Origin of the sequence: Aggregatibacter kilianii, assembly GCF_003130255.1 — a bacterium.
In the GTDB taxonomy this organism is placed as follows: domain Bacteria; phylum Pseudomonadota; class Gammaproteobacteria; order Enterobacterales; family Pasteurellaceae; genus Aggregatibacter; species Aggregatibacter kilianii.
Genome location: NZ_NRCN01000002.1, coordinates 108,583 through 126,409, shown reverse-complemented (window position 1 = coordinate 126,409; position 17,827 = coordinate 108,583). Strand labels below are relative to the sequence as shown.

Annotated in this window: 11 protein-coding genes; all 11 read right to left on the bottom strand. The window is 50.2% G+C overall.

What is annotated here, in order from left to right:
- Positions 1-21: 21 nt before the first annotated feature.
- Positions 22-1,332, bottom strand: a complete 1,311-nt coding sequence (tilS, locus tag DK428_RS10325) for a tRNA lysidine(34) synthetase TilS (RefSeq protein WP_109063824.1) — start codon at positions 1,330-1,332, stop codon at positions 22-24.
- Between the two features lie 44 nt (positions 1,333-1,376).
- Positions 1,377-2,234: a pyridoxal kinase PdxY gene (pdxY, locus tag DK428_RS10320; protein ID WP_109063823.1), complete on the bottom strand. Its 858-nt coding sequence runs from the start codon at positions 2,232-2,234 to the stop codon at positions 1,377-1,379.
- Positions 2,235-2,297: 63 nt separating this feature from the next.
- Positions 2,298-3,251, bottom strand: coding sequence for an acetyl-CoA carboxylase carboxyl transferase subunit alpha (accA, locus tag DK428_RS10315; RefSeq protein ID WP_005700199.1), 954 nt, complete (start codon positions 3,249-3,251; stop codon positions 2,298-2,300).
- 829 nt (positions 3,252-4,080) lie between these two features.
- On the bottom strand, positions 4,081-4,332 hold the full coding sequence (locus DK428_RS11610; protein ID WP_157952207.1) for a hypothetical protein: 252 nt from the start codon (positions 4,330-4,332) through the stop codon (positions 4,081-4,083).
- On the bottom strand, positions 4,329-5,027 hold the full coding sequence (locus tag DK428_RS10305) for a hypothetical protein (protein ID WP_109092241.1): 699 nt from the start codon (positions 5,025-5,027) through the stop codon (positions 4,329-4,331). The genes DK428_RS11610 and DK428_RS10305 overlap by 4 nt, the downstream gene beginning before the upstream one ends.
- 267 nt (positions 5,028-5,294) lie before the next feature.
- Positions 5,295-5,714 (bottom strand): hypothetical protein, encoded by a 420-nt coding sequence (locus DK428_RS10300; RefSeq protein ID WP_109092240.1) that lies wholly within the window; start codon positions 5,712-5,714, stop codon positions 5,295-5,297.
- Positions 5,695-6,048: a phage holin family protein gene (locus tag DK428_RS11895; RefSeq protein ID WP_425266345.1), complete on the bottom strand. Its 354-nt coding sequence runs from the start codon at positions 6,046-6,048 to the stop codon at positions 5,695-5,697. The genes DK428_RS10300 and DK428_RS11895 overlap by 20 nt, the downstream gene beginning before the upstream one ends.
- A 46-nt stretch (positions 6,049-6,094) precedes the next feature.
- A complete protein-coding gene (locus DK428_RS10290) occupies positions 6,095-6,418 on the bottom strand; it encodes a hypothetical protein (RefSeq protein ID WP_109092238.1) in 324 nt (107 codons plus the stop codon).
- A 14-nt stretch (positions 6,419-6,432) separates the two neighbouring features.
- A complete protein-coding gene (locus DK428_RS10285; RefSeq protein WP_109092237.1) occupies positions 6,433-8,409 on the bottom strand; it encodes a phage tail protein in 1,977 nt (658 codons plus the stop codon).
- Positions 8,406-10,052 (bottom strand): hypothetical protein, encoded by a 1,647-nt coding sequence (locus tag DK428_RS10280; protein WP_109092236.1) that lies wholly within the window; start codon positions 10,050-10,052, stop codon positions 8,406-8,408. Before DK428_RS10280 ends, DK428_RS10285 begins: the two co-directional genes overlap by 4 nt.
- 71 nt (positions 10,053-10,123) lie before the next feature.
- Positions 10,124-17,824 carry a hypothetical protein gene (locus tag DK428_RS10275; protein WP_109092235.1) on the bottom strand — a complete coding sequence of 2,567 codons (7,701 nt, stop codon included), beginning with the start codon at positions 17,822-17,824 and terminating at the stop codon, positions 10,124-10,126.
- Between the last annotated feature and the right edge of the window lie 3 nt (positions 17,825-17,827).

Sequence of the window (17,827 nt, the reverse complement as noted above, 5' to 3'; positions counted from 1 at the left end):
GTATGCGCCTTTTTGTTTGCCTTAATCTTGGGAAACGATAAAAAAACCGACCGCACTTTGCAACTTATCATCGTAGAAAATCAGCGGAATCCGTTGGCGCTGCCAAGGCGGAACGTTCAAATTCTGCCACACTTTTTTAATATCCTGATTCATACCCTTTGGGGTTAATTTCACTTTGCCCGAATAACCGAAACGAATCCAAACTTTCATTCCCTCTAACGGTAACGCTAAGGTTTCTTTATATATGTTGCCGTTTTCATCATGCCAAAGTGCGGTCATTTTCTGCGGTGTTTTGTGCAACTGAAGCGTTCCAAGATTATCGGGCAACGCTATGGGTTTATCCAATTCCGCTTCAATATCGTTTGATGAAATATCGGCAAAAATCGGTGTGAGAAACAGCTTGTGTTGATACCGACGTACAATGTTATTTTCTAATCGAAATTGTGGCTGTGTATCAGGCTTGGCAAAAACCACATCGGAAATTAGGTGTTCTAATTGCACTAATGACGGCATGGCAACGCCGCATTCTTGTAGCCACAAGCGCAACAGGGCACGTTGTTTAATTGCCGAATAATCGGCAAAGTGTTGCACTTTAAAAGTGCGGTCAGTTTTATCAACGTTTTTTTGATATTCCTCTGCCAGTAATTCATTTAACAGTTGCTGTTGTTCGTAACAATGTTGTGCACAACGTTGCACGGCCGAATCAAAATGCCCCCAACGTTGACGTAGATCGGGCAGAATTTGATTGCGTAAGAAATTGCGATCGTATTGATTGTCGGCGTTGCTTTCATCTTCGATCCACGTGATTCCCTGTTGTTGCACAAAATTGAGCAGTTGCTGACGACTAAAAGATAACAGCGGACGAAAAATTGGTACGTTGTAAACCGTGCTTTGGGCTTGCATTGCGCTTAAGCCTTGCAACCCGCTACCGCGTTTTAAGGCAAGAAAAAAAGTTTCCGTCTGATCTTGCAGATGATGTGCTGTGGCCAACCACTCTTGGGGCAAAATATGTTGTGCAATGGCTTCATAACGCGCCTGACGGGCACCGGCTTCAATGCCGTTCGCCATATTCACGTTGACCCGTTGGATCAACAACGGTATTTGGAATTGTTGGCAGAGATTTTCACAATGAGTTGCCCAAGCATCGGCGTTTGAACTTAGCCCGTGATGAATATGAATGGCGCGCAACTGAAAGTGCGGTTGATTTTCACGGAGTTTTGCGAATAAGGCGAGGAGTGCAGTGGAATCCAGTCCTCCACTGAAACCGATAAGAAATTGTGTTTGGTTCGGGGCGAGTTGTCGGAGTCTCTGTGAGAATTGTTCAAGAAGCATAGGCGGATAAAATTTCCTCCCGTTCCACGGGAGGAAGTTGAGCGTTACGCGATTTTTTGTGCTTTGTAGTGGCTACGCGGATTGATGATGTGATCTCTGGCGGCAATGATTTGTAATTCATATTCGCCACGTTCTAACGTGGTTTGCATGACTTCATTGACTGCGTTTGCCATGTGCTCAAAAGCGTCCACATCTGATTTTCCGTTCAGCAAATTGGCTAAGAATAAACCGGCGGTTAAATCGCCCACGCCTACCGGCTCACGATCAAACGGGTGTAATGGACGGGAAAGATGCCATACACCTTGAGAGGTTGCCAGTAGCATTTCAAATTGAGACGCGTCTTTGCCTACTTTGCTCAAATGTTTCACTAACACTTTTTTCGGACCTTTCGCCAAGATGGCTTGAACGGCAGTCAGTGCCTGTTCAAAATTTTCTACCGGTAAACCGCTTAATTCACGTAGCTCCACCAAGTTCGGCATAATGATATCAGCTTCCGATACGATGTTAATTAAGCCTTCGCGCACACCATCGGCAACGATACAACCTTTATCCGGATGACCCATAACAGGATCGCATAAATAAAGCGCGTTAGGATTGATGGCTTTAATTTTATGCACGGCTTTGATGATTTCATCGATTTGTTCTGCAGAGCCTAAATAGCCGGAAACTACCGCATCACATCTTTTCAACGCATCAATTTCATCAATGCCACGCACAATTTCTGCAATTTGTTCTTTCGGAATGACGATTCCCGTCCATTTGCCGTATTGCGTATGATTAGAAAATTGCACGGTATTTAATGCCCAAACATCTACACCAAGGAGCTGCATTGGGAATGTTGCCGACTTATTACCGGCATAGCCGTAAACCACATGAGACTGAATTGAAAGTACGTTTTTCATTGTTATTTTCTCCTTTTAAATCCCTTTAAAAACAGCAAATACGGTTTATTTTTTTATTATTTTCTATACGTAACCGTAGCTCATTAAACGTTGATAACGACGATCCAACAGATTTTCGGCATCTAAGACTTCCAGATCTTCTAAATCAGCAAGCAGACGTTTTTTCAGATTTTGTGCCATTTCTGCATAATTGCGATGAGCACCGCCTAGTGGTTCGGTAATGATATTATCAATCAGGCCTAATTCTTTTAAGCGCGTGGCAGTTAAACCCATAACTTCGGCTGCGGTTGATGCTTTGTCGGCACTTTTCCATAAAATAGATGCACAGCCTTCAGGCGAAATAACGGAGTAGGTGGAATATTGCAACATATTGACTTTATCGCCCACACCAATAGCCAATGCCCCACCGGAACCGCCTTCGCCGATCACGGTACAGATTACAGGTACTTTTAACATGGACATTTCACGCAAGTTGCGGGCGATTGCCTCAGATTGGCCGCGTTCTTCCGCACCCACACCCGGATAAGCTCCCGGGGTATCGATAAAGGTAATAATCGGCAATTTGAAACGTTCAGCCATTTGCATTAAGCGCAACGCTTTGCGATAACCTTCCGGTGCCGGCATACCAAAGTTGCGTTTCACTTTGTCTTTTACCGTGCGACCTTTTTGGTGGCCGATAACCATTACCGGTTTGCCATCTAAACGGGCCAAACCGCCGACAATGGCTTTATCATCGGCAAAGGCGCGATCGCCGGCAAGTTCTTCAAATTCGGTAAAAATATGTTCAATATAGTCAAGAGTATAAGGACGGTTTGGATGGCGGGACATTTTTGAAACTTGCCACGCATCTAAATTTGCAAAGGTTTTTTCTGTTAATTCAATACTTTTTTTCTGTAAGCGGGCAATTTCATCATCAAGATTAATTTCGTTATCTTGGTCAACTACGGAGCGTAAGGATTCAATTTTCGCTTCGAGTTCGGCAATGGGTAATTCAAAATCTAAGTATTCTTGACTCATGTGTGATTCCTAATTTTGTGAAAAATTTGTACCGCACTTTAACAAGATTTCAAAGGCGGTGCAATTAGACCGATTATTTTATGTGTTTTTTTTATAAAAGTCATAAAAATTCATCTGGTTACACCAGGTAACACTCTGTAATCACAGTAATTTATTGTTATTATTCAAAAAATAAACTATGAAAAAAATTAACAAAATATATGTTAAAGCGCAGATTGACAATCGGCTAAAACGATTTTATGATGTAGTTGCTTTTAAAGTAAGATGTTTGAAAGTCAGGATTGGTCTCCTGAAATAAGCGGCTAAAGGTATAAAACGCTTTTGGTATGAGTTTTATGTCGCAAACTACAAACCATCATCAGTCAATGGTGGACTAGGTAGAAACCCGCAGGGATGCGACGCAGTATACCGCTTACTGTTAAGACCAATTCTGCTTAGTTCACCACCCAATCCTAAGTTTCATTTCTAGTTAATCTTAATTTCGATATTTATTCTGACAGATGTTGGAACCGTTATTTTTCTATTCTTGAAAAAGGTATTTTATAGAAATAAAAAAGCCCTGAAAATTCAAGGCTTTTTTAATAAGTTATTCCCACTCAATTATCTCCTAGAGCCGCTGAATACCGTTCTGTGGCGGTTGAGTAGTCCAAGCTAGCCGCACGATACCGACAGAAGAACCGTCGTCAGAGACAGTTACCATCTACACAGTTCGCGCCCGGTGAGATTATGAGAGAGAATCTCCTTCGCCGTTTCTGGCGATAGTATGTCCGACTTTTCTATCAGAATCGGCGTAGCGACATCACAAAATGCGACTTTTTGCTTCGTTCCATCATTTACGCATCCAGTCACGCTCAAGCTGACGGCGAGCGTCATTAGGAGACATTTTAACCGTTTCATGTTTTACCTTTTTCTTCACGTTCACTGCCTCGCGGAGGGTGTCACGTTCTTCACGCACCCGGCGTGCCTCCGCCGCCTTTGATGCCGACCGGTGTCCGAGACCATAGGCCCCGAGCAGGACAGTCAACACCGCGAGTAGCATGTACCCACGGCTTTTGACCCAAAGAATCAAACGAACAATCATGTGATGACCCCGTCCTGATGTTTCTTAATCTGAGCATAGGCAATGTACGCAGCGAGGCCGATTGCCAGCACGCCTAGTACAATCTGCACAATAGACCCGCTCGAAATCTGTTCCTGTGCACCGGTCATCGCGTCTTGTACCTGCGGCAAGGCGTCAGCAATCTGACCCGCGCCAACAGCAGCAGATGTGGTTGCCCCGACAGCTTCTTTCGTTACCGGCACTCGTCCGACGCTTTTACCGGGTTTAACCACCCCAGCGCGACGTAAACCTTCATCAATGACAGAGTCATCATACCACGTATTATCGTTATTCAGCGGGCCAGGGCCATTCTCGTGGCGAATGATTCCGCAAACAATACCACGGATAGTGTCATAGTCGTGCATGTTAATTCGCGTAGACGGTGTCATTTTCAGTAATTTAGCTACCTGTTTCGCATACGCACCGGTGTCATTCTCACTTGGTGGAGCCCAACGCTCGATGACCTCGCGAATAGTGTCAATCTTACTACCGTCTCTAGCTTTGCGTTTGTCGTAGTACGTAATCAGTAACACGGCAAGTGCACGAATACCGTAGACCGGTGACTCGAACTCAGCAAAGCGCCCGCTCTTAGGCCCTCTTTTCTTGAGCCCCTGCCACGGGCTACCCCACTCGATATTACCTGGATTGTTGTTTCTAATGCCTAAAGGTTTTCTCATTCATTTTCTCCTGTTAGTTATCTCTTGTCACTGGGAGTTCTGCCCCCGCCGCGGCGCCCTCCACGCTCAGTGGTAGCACTATTGTCGATGTCTACACTCGTACGGATGAGCAACTTACGTGTCTCACGCACACTGCTAATGCACTGGTCCAACGAGCGTGTCACTGCAACCGCGTATTCAACCACGTCAGGGTAGTCATCACCTTTTAGTCGAGGTTTAGCCGGTACAACAAGCTGCCCTAGTAATTGTGCATCGCGCTTTTGTGCCTTACTCGCTGTCGTGGCGTTCAGGTTCGTAGCTGTTTTCGGTGCGCAACTGGTTAAGAGTAGCGCGCAAAACCCCGCTGCTATCACAGCGTTTGTTAGCTCTAATAATTTTCCCGATTGCGTCAATTTTTGCATTGTTCTCCCCCCGCTGTCTTCGCTGGTCGTCAAGTAGTAGTGAAATTCGTTCGTTCTGCTGGTCAATAGCCGTATGCAACGCTTCAATCCGCTTCATGCGCTGGTCGGCGAGCGAAAGCGCCGCCGTGTTCTCCTGCGCCAGACCTTTAATAGTCAGCCCTTGTTCCGAGATGACATTTATTAGCCCGACGCATCCGATAAAAGCGACCACCACAAAAAACTGGTCGAGGTATGCTAGCAGCTTACACACATGCTTAGCTTTGTCTCTACTTTCTTTTCTTCGCACGGCGCTTTCCTCCCTTATCATTCGCCGGTGTCTCCGGTTGTTCGTCCTCAACATCTTCTGCCGGGCCTATTCGCTTGCCCAGACTACCGCCAAGGTGCCGCACTACGACCCGTGAGATAGCCTGGAGCGCCGACGCAGACCCATAACCTACACCACCTGCCACGCATAACAACACGGTGTACTCCACTTCACGAGTGAGTAGGTAGAAGGTAGCTAGTGCCCCAGCGTATGCCCCAATAAAGAACTGGGACAATGCCATAGGCGGGGAAAAACTCTCGCCCCGCGCCTGGTTGTCTGACAGGTACCGAACAACTCCGCCGAGGCCGGCGAACACTATCGCTACCGCCGCGCCTAACCAGTCGACACCCGCCGAGACGAGGTTACTCTTCTCCGGTGTCACTGATTGCTACACCTTTTAATGGGTTCATGATGATGTTGCCGTCAACAACGCATTCAGATGCCTCACGAACTTTTTCGAGGGCGTAGTCCTCTAACACAACACCGCGTGGCTGCTCACCATAGAAGGTGTAACTGGACCATGACACGGGTTTTTTGCTACCTTTCAACGCTTTTGCACTAGTCCAGTGGCTGATTTCAACCGACATGTATTTATTGCAAAAGTCCACGTTTATGCCACTAACCGCGTGTGCACGAGTCATGGTTTCAGTCTGTTCGTCTTCAAGTTCAATTTCAAAATACTTCATACGTTTTTCCTATGTTATTTGAGTTTACCGATTCTCACCCGCACACGACCAGCTTCGTCGTATACGATGATGGATTCATTTGTCACGACCATACCGACATTTGACGTGCTTGAGCGCATTGTCAGTGTTCCGTCGCTCGCCACCTTAAAGCGATTGTTAATATTGAGGCTGCCCCCGGTAATATCACCAAGGTTAGAGCTTACGGCAGAGAGCTTACTAACAGCCATCTTGTCAGCGGTAATTGCACCTGCTCGAACCTTCTCGGCGGTAATCGACCCAGCCGCCAGTTCCCGCGCGCCGATAACCCCCGCTGCGATCTTCCCGGTAGTGATAGTATCGGCGATAATGCTACCGCCATGGATTTCGGTTACCCCGCCGTTAGACCATGCACCGGGTTGAGTAGCGTGTTCAGAACATTTCTCGAGTTGTGGGCGTCCAAAGAACATGTGGGCACCACTCCGCGCCGCGGATAACATCCTCACGTGAATAGACACACATCCGGTATCAGGTGCGCGAAACTTGACAAAGTACCGTGGCGCATTACGGAAGCCGTTGACGAACGATCCGCTCGGATTACCGCTACCGACATCACCGGCAAGCTGTGTGCTTGCGATTAACCCTTGGTACGACGCGTGGTTTTCGGAGTACTTTTCAACTAGCATTTGACATGTGGACTGATACCCGCGGTAATAACCACTTAACATATACCATTCACCGGGGGTCACATTCACGTTGATTGCTGCCGCATCACACCAGAAGTTTGTTGGCCCAGCCCCTGTTAAGGTCATTTTGACGACGCACTCAGTTGGTAGGGCGTCTTTCGGTTGCCAGTTGTTAGGGGATTTTGTCAGGTACTCGCGGTTCACCACCCACGAGCCTTTTGTACCGTCGTCTGTAAACCATCCCGCAGCGCGGTTGGCTAAGATTGGGTTAGGTAACAAGTTCACTCCGCTACCAATAGCCAACTTGTCCGCAGTAATCGCCCCCGCTGCAAGTTGTGATGTGCCGATGGCGCCGGCGGCAATCTGCCCAGCAGTGAGTTGCCCTATGACGTCGGACGCATTGACGGCTGCCGTGTACCCGCGACCATCCCATCGATACAGCTTACCTGACGTAGTGTCCATCACCACATCTGACGCCTGACGACTGCTTGGGACACCGCTCACGAGCTGGACAGGGGTGATATTCTTGGCGAAAGACGCAATACCTACGGAGCCGTCAGCGATACTGCCCGTAAGTGGGGCGAACTTACTCCCGTCCCACGACAGTAGTCGTTGGTTAACGGTGTCGTAGACAATCTGGCCGTTTGTACCTTTACTTGGGACCTTATCCACCGGCTCAATGTAGCTCAGATTCTGCTCTCGCAACTCATCTTTTATTGTTCGTGATGACTTCACGAACACACCATCAGTTGAACTAAGAGGGCCGACAGCGCCGTCCTCATTCACGTGTCGAATCCAGTAGTAGTAACCGGTGTAATAGTCTACTGAGTCAGTGTAAGCAGACCCTACTGCATAACCGCGGATGTGGTTAGCTGCCGCGAACGACGGACCGTTTACAGGGCGCCCATCTGCAGTAAGTGCCGTCGCTTGGCGGTACACTTCTGTAAACGCGTGCCCGCGGTAGGCAGGGTAGTCCCATGTGAGAGTCGCAGTCGTAAGACCGACGTCAACATTGAACTGTGTCGGTGCAGTAGGGGCCTCGACAATTCGTTTTGTCTTATCCGGGTCTTCGCCGAGACCTTTGACAGAGTCGTCGCCGTTCTTTTTCAGTTCCTGAATAGCTTTACCGACACTGCTCGCCGCCAGCTGTAACTTACCCTCTTTCACTTCGCGGAGTGTTACCGCGCGGTCAAGCGCCGCATTCTGGTTACCGCCACCTTGTAGTACGACGACTGAGTTACGTATCGCCAGTAGGAAGTTACGCACGTCAGCGTTAACGGAGGTCGGTACTGACGGGATAGCGGTTTGATTGCGATTAATCATTGTCATAGACTGAGCTCCTCAAGGCTGTTGGCGAACTCAACAGAGTGCACAGTCTTATCGCCGGTGATGCCGAGCACGAACTCGTTCGCCAGATAACCGCCCTTGAGTCTGAATGGTGCAGAACTACGGGCAGTGTACGTCTCGCTACGCTCGTGTGCACCATCAAAGGAACTCGTCAATGTAATCTCAACAGGGTAATCGGACGCGTACACACAGCCCCACGTAAAACAGTTCTTCTTCTGGTTGCGGGCGACCCCGGATTTCCACACGTAGCGGTAAGCGCCTCCACCTTTATTGAAAGCCTTAATGACGCCGTCACCCTCGTGGTAAAACAAGGTGTCGCTTTCGAGCTCGTTGAACATCGCCACGGGGCGGAAGTTAATTGTCCGATAGCTGTTAGTACCGGCACCGGGAAGATAAATGAAGGTTGTCACATCACTTTTTGCGATGTACGCCCCCTCATAGTAGCCGGCAAGGATAGTAGTCGGTTTAATGGCGTTCCACGACCGCTCATCGAAAATGTCGGATGTCAGCAACTCAGACCGCTGGCCGGTGACAGCGCATAAGCCGTCAGGGGTAGCATAGATAACCTTATCCTCGAACGCGACAATGGATTGTGCACTGATACATGCCTGTGGGTCAGGGAGTTTAGTCGCGGTTAAGTTCCCCGGCGCAGAACCGGAGACCACATACGGATGGCCTTTAGTAAGGACAACGACCTCTGAACCTACAGCGGCGAGCCCGACAATGTCGTACTCGACAACTATCTGGTAGGCAGGCGGCCACGCGTGCGGAACGCCGGGCACAGAAAAACACAGTGTGCGCCCGGTGAATCCGGCAAGGAACGAGTTCGCAACGTTTACAAGCCCTTTTAGTGGCCCGGATGGCCATAGGGTTTTGTTGGTGTCAGCCGGCGCGAACCAGTCGGCAGTGGATAGCTGTTCAAGCACCTCGTCAGCGAGCAGGGTGTCATTCATCGTGCTGTTAGTAATCGGTGCTTCGCCGGCATATTGATAGATGCCTGCGCCGTCGCTTGCCGTATTGGTGCGGTAAAGCCGCCATTTCGAGCCGTTACCTAGAGCGTAGGCCCCGGTCGGTAGCGCGGGACGGGTGATAGTGATATTGACCTTTTTACTGTCGGTAGTAACGATGGACGACGCCTGTGATGCTGGGCCTTCGCGGCCGAATTCATTAACAAACGTCACGACGTAGGCAATATCCATTGCCTGTATGTCGGCGCTAGCAGGAGGTGGGTTGTTGTTTTTAATCCCCGGTTTTGCTGGTTGGGGGACACCAATTAAGCGCCCATTTGACGGGTACGGAGGCTGACCGATAGCAACGTCGTTACGGGTGAACTTAACTCCCTCATGGTCACAGTACACTACTTCGTGGTTTGGGTCGTTGATGATCGGCGCAGACACAAAACGGGTTTCAGTGCGGTCGGTTTCGAACCACTGTCCGTTATGATAGCGGTAGATTTGTTTCGCTGTCGGTTTCACGCGGCTTGTGGTTAGCTGTTCGCGTAGCCACGGTTTAAGTGAGTACGGGTCAGGCCGTGTATTAAAGCTCTCGGTCGCGAAACCGGCGGGTAGAACCCGTTTGTCTAGCCGTGGCGCAGTCCCGCCCCATTTGTCGTAGGTCAGTTTCATCAGTTATCCCAGTAAGAGGTGGCGTGGGGCTGGGATAGTCTAATTATATTATAACTTTCGGAGTTATTCCATTAATCTTCGCCGTTATCGTCGAACATTGCCCATTTATCCGGAGTATATAGGTGCACTTTGCCGTAGAGTGGTACAACAGTCTTAAACGCCTGCCCGTATTTTTCGTCAGCGAGCTGGCTGCCGGCTTTATACACCACCGCAGCAGATGGCGTTGCAGACAGCCACCAAGGTGTGCCGTACTCGGTCGCGTTAGCGGCGTTATTGACAATGTCCCCAACACCGAGTAAGCCTGATTTTTGGATTACATCCCAGCTAAGCGCGCTTAGGTCCTTATCGAATGGATTACCTTTGTCAATGTCACCGTCACGGAACCACTCACGCAGCCAGATAGAGGCGAGCGCCAACGGTAGGCTGAATAGTGCGGTCATAAAGACTGGCTCCAGTATATGCGGTACTTTAGCGAGCCCGGTTTTTTCACCGAAGCGCGCTTTTACCTCCTGCCACTGCCCGCGGAGAATGGTGTGGTGGTATGCGTAGGCAAACCGTTTGAGGTTTGTCAGTAACATAAACCACGGATTCGAGGCGATAAGTGGGTCAGAAATCTCGCTCGGGTCGAGTGTGTATAGGTCAACATACTCGGTGATAGCGTTACGGAGCTTGTTCACTGCTTCTTGTTGTTGAGGGGTAGCACGCTCCATGAATGCGTCGTCGAACATGGTATTTACATCTTTGCCGGCTAAGAATTCGAACGCAGTATCAATCTCCTGTTGAGTAATACCGAATATTTTTAAGTGGTGCTCGCGGCTGACTTTATTGATTTTCCCGTTACGGAAGTCCTCGATAGCTGCCGCAGTCGCCATGATGCGGGACAGTTTTGTCGTCGCGTGCATCGCATTCAGATGGAAGTATTTGTCCACCGTCCAGTTGAGCGCGCCCTCTGTGCGGTTTCGGCCAGAGAAGATGCCCTCGATATTGTTGCTAATTACACCATACTGAATCACGCCAAGCATGTGTGCCATTTCAACGGCTTCTTCGCGACTTTTGCCGGAGAAGATAAATTTGCCGAGTGTGCGTAGTGCTGTGCCGGTGTCACCGGTCATAATTAGAGGTACTGCGCTATCCATAATATTTAATAGCCCTGCAAGATGGAGCACAGCCATATTACCGACCGCATTAATTGTCCCCATAGTCTTGCGTACCGGTTGAGGCATTTTAAAGCCGTATGTGCCATTGATTGCTCGCAGCGCAGCTGACACGGTGTATGCGTCAGTGTCGTTCATCCGCTGTACATAGTGGTTAAGTTTACCCATCGGCATGAATACCGCATGTCCATTGTCATCACGTAAGAGCTTGCCGTCACGCCCGCGGAGGTGGGCACCGAACGCTTGGCGCATAGACATAGTCTTAGCGAGGTTATGGATATAAGCGTTAATCACGCTTACACCGTTATGGTCGAGGAACTTCTCAAGTCGCACTCGGTGGGTGTCGTTAGATAGCACTGACTGCCAGCGAACGGCGCGATTGTCAGTAGCGTCACTGCCTTCAATAGCCGCATTCACAAGCCCGGTTACGTCATCCTCAACATAACCAAGTTCACGCAAGATTGCCCGGACCTCATGAACGTTTTCACTGACCTTGTTCGGGTCTAAGCGGTACGGAACGCGGTCAACCTCGGGGTCACGTACACCGTAAGCGTTGATGTTATTAGGGTCAATGTCCTTTATAAACATCTCGTGGACATTCTTGAGCCACTGTCTCACGTTGCGGGCATTTTCACTGTCGACGCCGGCAATTAGGTCTTTATACCCTTTAGTTATATTCTTGGACTTTTTACCGTCGTAGAGGTCACCCATAACACGCTTACCTTGTGCGTTACGGGTATATCGACGCATGAGGTTCACGTATGCAGGTCTGTTACCGTCGCCCGCAGCTTGGAACATGGCCGCTACCTCCGGTGAGATGCTATTAAGGCGGCCCCACGTCGGGCGCAACGCGTGAAGTGTTTCACGGATAGCTCGCCCGATTAGTTTAGGGTTGACTTTCATCTTGCCGAGTAAGTTCTCATTAACCTCTCTCAAATGCTCGTGCATAGCCTCGCGTTCGCCGGCGAGTTTATCGAGAAACGCCTTCTGCGCCGAGGTATTGATTTTCTGTTTACGCCCGGTTAGGAGTTCAAAATCCTTAAGTAGGCTATTGAGTGTGTCAACGACTTTCTGCCCCAGACGTTTAAAACGCATATAGATGTTACCGAGGATATGTTTGCTCTGCTCATTGACTTCGACCTTTTTACCGATTAACGGCTCGATAAAGTGTTGGGCGTAGCTGTCGGCAAAACCCTCGATAGCGGCTTTGTCACCATCCAACACGCCGCTGTAGAGGCTACTAATTACCTCACGTGTGTCGTTCGGTAACGCACCTTTGTCAAACGCGTTTAGATACGGGTCAAGCATTACGTGGCCTAGCTCGTGGCCGAGCGACAGTAGCCACTCGTGGGCGTTCTTCGATGTAAGCATTGGGAGGTGAATGTTGTATTCGCCATTGACTGTCTCGACCCGGGTGGTTTCGATGTCACTGCCTTGGATAATGTTCACCTGCTCTTTGATACCGGTAGCGGTCACGAGTTCGTGTACAGTACGGTAGTTACGCGCACGAAGCCCTTTCGGGTCAGCGGCACCTACGTCAAGTGGGCGCATTTCTTTGCCGTAGAACTTGATTCGCGGGTTATCATCGAAGTAATTGACTATGCCACCTTTCGCTGGCTTCACGACCGGTCGGGCTACTTGTGGGTTGTAGGACACAGAGCCTTGTGCCACTTTTGCGATACGTTCATGGAGTGGCGGCAACTCACCGACACCGAATAGCTGTGCATAGGCGAAGTCGAGGTTATCGAGGCCGCCCTCAAAACCTTTGAGTCCGAGCCCATCCTCACCGTTCACCATATCTTTGACGTCGATAGCAAGTACACGGGACTGGGTTTCGATTGGGAGGCCGGAACGTTCACCGTAGTGTAGTGCCAACCAGCCTTCGTATTTGTCGCCCAACATTGACGCGCGTTCAGTGTCGGCGCTATCGAGCGAGTGCTCTGCGACCTTCTTACCTCTATTGAACTCGGTCACAGTGACATTATCACCGTTAGTGGAGTACACGATAAAGTTCTTCGCACCGTTCATGTTCTCGACGAATACACGGCGAGTGTCGCGGGAGAGTTTTTTATTAGTCTGCTCCTCGACAAACGCAATGTCATTGTCACGAACCGTAGAGTCAAACTCGTATTGGATATTATCCTCACGGGTATAGGTCACGGTTTCGAGACCTTCACCTTCCAACGTCTCGATGCCATTATCAACAATAAACGCGCGCTCAGTCCGTTCATTTGTGGATTTTGTGCCGAACATCTCGTCAATTTTTTCGAGGGCGTAGTGGCGCTCAGTTAGTTTACGTTGGATAGCGGCTAGACGATAGTAACTACGGGTAAGCCCTGTTGTTAGCGCACGGACACGTTTTGAGAATTCTTTACTCAACCCGGCACGGACCCCAGCCTCCGGGTTTCGTTTATTACGTAGGTCAGCCGATACCCATGCGGAGATACGTTTCAGGGTCTTGATTGAGTTGTCGATTGTCCTCTTAGCGGCGTCGTAGTCGAGGTCTTTGGTGTTTCTACCGGAGTAGTCGTCATTGCTCATAACGTCGACTGCCTCAAGGAAATCAGAGATAAAGTCATTCCAAGGGTCTTTACCACCAACAACGTCTTTAAGCTGATATTCAGGGCTCGCTTTCATCTCACTTTCAAGAGCGAACGCGCCCTCGTCCAATGACATTACATCTTGGAGTAGGGTATCCATCTGTTCGCGCTCAATGCGGTAGCTGACCTCGTTTTTTTCAGCGCGGTGTGGGATTGGCCACAGAATCGGGTTGTTTTTACGATAGCGGTCACGACCTTCAGGAGTATAGCGCTCGATAACCTCATGCATCTGACCGACTGCCGCTTTACGTAGCTCGTTGAGTTGGGTATACCCGCTTGCGGCGTTCTGCACACTAACCATATCCTCGACAATACCGCGGTAATCGGCCATAGTCACCTCACGGCTACCGGAACGATACAGTACCTGTTCAGGTTTCATCTCATTAAACGCTCGGGCGGCATTCTCCAAGCGATAACCGTGGCTGTCTTCTAACGTCTCGAGTCGCGCAACTGCTTCCTGCACGGCGGATACAAACGCGTGCGCCGGTGTGAGATTCTCGCCCTTGTTCTCCTCCATAATGGCGGCCACAAGGCGAGGTAAGTTCACACGACGAAGGTTACCGCGCGAGGTCGGTACTTCAAGCACATCTGTCGTTTTCGTGTCGGAACGGACCGCTGCATGACGGTTGACAAATCTCACGTTGTTGTCGACCTCGGCGTTGTTCATAATACCAAGCTCAGTCAAACGGGTAATAACGTCTTCCGGCAACGCATTACTCATGTCCTCTTTTTCGAGTACAGACATGGCGTGATTAATGGTCTCTTTACTTACACGTTTTGTGTTAAGGTCAGCCAGTACTTCTTGTAAGTACACAGAGAGAGCCTTATTCTCTGTGTACTCGTCAAGTGTTTGCGCTGCGGTTACTGCGGCAACATCGGGTTTAGCACCACTGTCGATGTCATTAATGTAGCTCTCGACCGCGACATCTATATCTTTGAGCACAGCTTCAACACGAGAACGTTCAACACCGAACTGGGCTGCCAGCCCGTCAAGTTGAGCTTCAGTAGGCTTAGCTGCTTCGAGTACGCGGTCAGCAAGCGCGAAGATGTTGTCGTTACCGGTCTTCTTGGCGATAGACCCGAGGTTGTACATTGTCGCTTTCGCGTCAACCATGTTGCGTACGACGGACGTAAAATCTTGTTTTTGTTGGCTTTCTGCCGCCTCAATCATCGGTTGTAGACCATCTTTCAGGGCAGCTTTAATGAGGTGGAACGGGGGCTCTTTGCCCTCGCGCTCGGAGATAACCCACTTAAACTTGTCCGGGAACTGTGCAGCAAGACCATCGTACACTTTACGGATTTCGCGTTTGTGTTCAGCGTTATTGCGGACCATCTCACCTTTATCGTTTAGCCAGCCTGCCTCAAGTGCCCCGAGTAGTGCCTCGAGCTGTCGTGGATTACGTGGGTCGATCCCGTCATTGGCGCTCTCGACCGTGGATACCTGAGTCTCACCGCTGTCATCTTCCACTGACTCAAATGCTTTACTTTCGACACGGGTCTCGCCACGCTGGGCGGCATACACCGCGCGGCGTACATAGTCGCTAAGGTCTTTCTCAGCTTTAGCGTCGAGTACCGTTTTTGTCGGTTGTTGGCGTTCAGTGGCGGGCGTTTCTGTTAGTTGCTCCTGCTGTTTTGGTTCGTGTAGCGCTTTTGCTACGCGGGCGCTGTCACCAGATTTACCACTCTCACTGAATACCTGTGACTGACCGATGAGGTAGGTTGCTGCCAAGCGGTCGTAGACCTGCTCAGGGGTGTGGGTTCCATCGCCGTAGTCTTTAGCGAATTCTTCCAGCGTGGTCTTATCAGTTGTCAATAGTTGGGTGACAATGTCGGCGTTGCGAAAACCGATATTGGTGCGGTCTTTGACGATACGCTGGATTGTTGCTTTATCATTACGACCGATAGCTGCACGCAGCGCGCGCACGATGCTGTCTGCACCTTCATGGCGATTGTTGATGTCGCGCACGACAGCGTCATAGGCCGCATGTTTAGCCTTAGCAAAGTCTACACTCTTGCGTGCGTTCTCTACACGGTATGTCTGCTCGTATGTGTTAAGTTTCTTGAGTTCACCGTCAAGCCGTTTTGCCTCTGTGTTCTGGTTGGCGGCTTTTGCCTCTTGAATCTTCCCGTGCAACTGTTCGCGGGCCTTGTTGAACGCACCTTGCACCAAGTCAGGTACATTTGGGTCGCGGGCATATTGGTCGACGTATGCTCCACGGTTGTGTGGGTTTTGCATAAGCGCTTCTTTAGAGACGTACCCGCCGGTCATATAGTCTTTGAGCGCGGTACGAATCTCTTGTGGCACGTTCTGGTCATCGGCCAAGGTCGCATCAATTAACGGGCGGAGATTAACGCCGGTATAGTTAGTCTTGCTGTTAACCGGTTCTTTGGTCGCTACCTCTACAGGTTTAGTTTCGACTTCCTCAACGACCTCTGCGGGTTTAGTTTCGACTTCCCCAACGGCCTCTGCAGGTTTAGCCTCAACTTCCCCAACGACCTCTGCAGGTTTAGCCTCAACTTCCCCAACGACCTCTGCAGGTTTAGTTTCAACTTCCTTTACAGACTCTACAGTTTTAGTCTCGACTGCAGGGTCGTTCACGTGGGTAGGTGAACCTTTCTCAGCCTCGATATTCTCAGCGGTCGGGTCATAGGTCACTGTTGCGCCTTTTGTTACCTCGCCACGGTCGTTAACTACGTTACCTGACGCGTCATCGGGCGCGGTGTCAGATAGGCGACCATCTTGGTTCTGTTTCCGTAACGCAACACCCTCACGTACAGTGCGTCCCGCCCCGGTTAGTGCGCCACCGACCATACCGCCGGCGACAAATGATTCGGCCATGCGGTCAGTGAGTGAGCCGAGTTTAGATGTGTCACCACCGGCAGCACGAATACCGACCTCTTTCACACCTTCTTGCATAGCCTCAGTTGTGCCTTCAGTTACAAAACCTTTAGCAGCTGCTTTAGCAATCTCCTTGCCTGCACCCAGATAGCCGGCAACCTCCATTGCAGCACGCTTTTTGACCCCGAGACCGCCCATAACAGCAGAGCCCATCTTACCGAAGCTGAACGCGTCCAGGGCGCCCATGCCGGCACCGGTAATAAGTGAGGCAACACCATAGTCCTTAACGCCAGCCTCTTTCATATCACCGGCGAGCTCTCCACTACTCATAGCCGAGGAGGCGAGCCAGGTTCCGGCGAAAGCACCGGGGATTGTTCCCACGCCACCGGTAGTTGCAGCGCCAATACCGGCGCCGACCGCTGCTGCTGCTGCGGTTCCCGCGAGCTGTGCGGCGGTCTCAGATACACGTTCAATGGCGTAGGTTACAGCGGTACCAACTCCGTCGATGTCCTTATATGAACTTGTTTCCGGCTGGTTGCGCTCAAGTTGGTATTTGTTAGCGGCCATACCTTCTTCGCCCCACTTCTGTAGGTCGTCGTTGCCGATAGCATTCGCCATCGCCGCCGCAGTGCCGTACAGCATCATTTGGGTTTGGTCAACACCGCGGGCGAGGGAATTTGTCAAAACGTTCCCGTCACGTTTTTGACTAGGGGCATGAGAGCCGACACGGATACCTTGTAGGCGGCCGCTTTTATCGGCAGTGTTTAGGTTACGAGTCAGTTGGCCGATGTTGCGGACATTCTCGTCACTATCGGGCACGCCTGCGAGCGCGTTTCGGACTCGTTCATGTCGCGCGGATGCAACGTCATCAGGGAGATTAGCAACACTGCCGGATGTACCGGCGAGACCGGCACGAATCAGTTTTTCGTTGCTGGTAAGGCCGCCATCGTCTGTGGATAGTGTGGCGAGTTCGCGGCCATACTTGTCGTAACGTCCGGTACCTGTGACTGTCTGGTCAGTACCTTGAGCGATATGCTTAGCGATATAGGCGTCAATTGACCAGCCTTTATTGCCTTCTTCGTGTTTAGTTTCGGTGGTATCAACCCCTAACATACGGCGTGGGCGGGGGGTGCCGCCCGTTTTTACTGTGTCGCCGTCAAGCCATTTATTTTCTGCCATAGA

Coding starts and splice junctions, on each gene's coding strand:
- DK428_RS10275 (WP_109092235.1), bottom strand. CDS start 17,824: ATGGCAGAAAATAAATGGCTTGACGGCGACACAGTAAAAACGGGCGGC.
- DK428_RS10285 (WP_109092237.1), bottom strand. CDS start 8,409: ATGACAATGATTAATCGCAATCAAACCGCTATCCCGTCAGTACCGACC.
- DK428_RS11610 (WP_157952207.1), bottom strand. CDS start 4,332: ATGATTGTTCGTTTGATTCTTTGGGTCAAAAGCCGTGGGTACATGCTA.
- DK428_RS10305 (WP_109092241.1), bottom strand. CDS start 5,027: ATGAGAAAACCTTTAGGCATTAGAAACAACAATCCAGGTAATATCGAG.
- tilS (WP_109063824.1), bottom strand. CDS start 1,332: ATGCTTCTTGAACAATTCTCACAGAGACTCCGACAACTCGCCCCGAAC.
- accA (WP_005700199.1), bottom strand. CDS start 3,251: ATGAGTCAAGAATACTTAGATTTTGAATTACCCATTGCCGAACTCGAA.
- DK428_RS10280 (WP_109092236.1), bottom strand. CDS start 10,052: ATGAAACTGACCTACGACAAATGGGGCGGGACTGCGCCACGGCTAGAC.
- pdxY (WP_109063823.1), bottom strand. CDS start 2,234: ATGAAAAACGTACTTTCAATTCAGTCTCATGTGGTTTACGGCTATGCC.
- DK428_RS10290 (WP_109092238.1), bottom strand. CDS start 6,418: ATGAAGTATTTTGAAATTGAACTTGAAGACGAACAGACTGAAACCATG.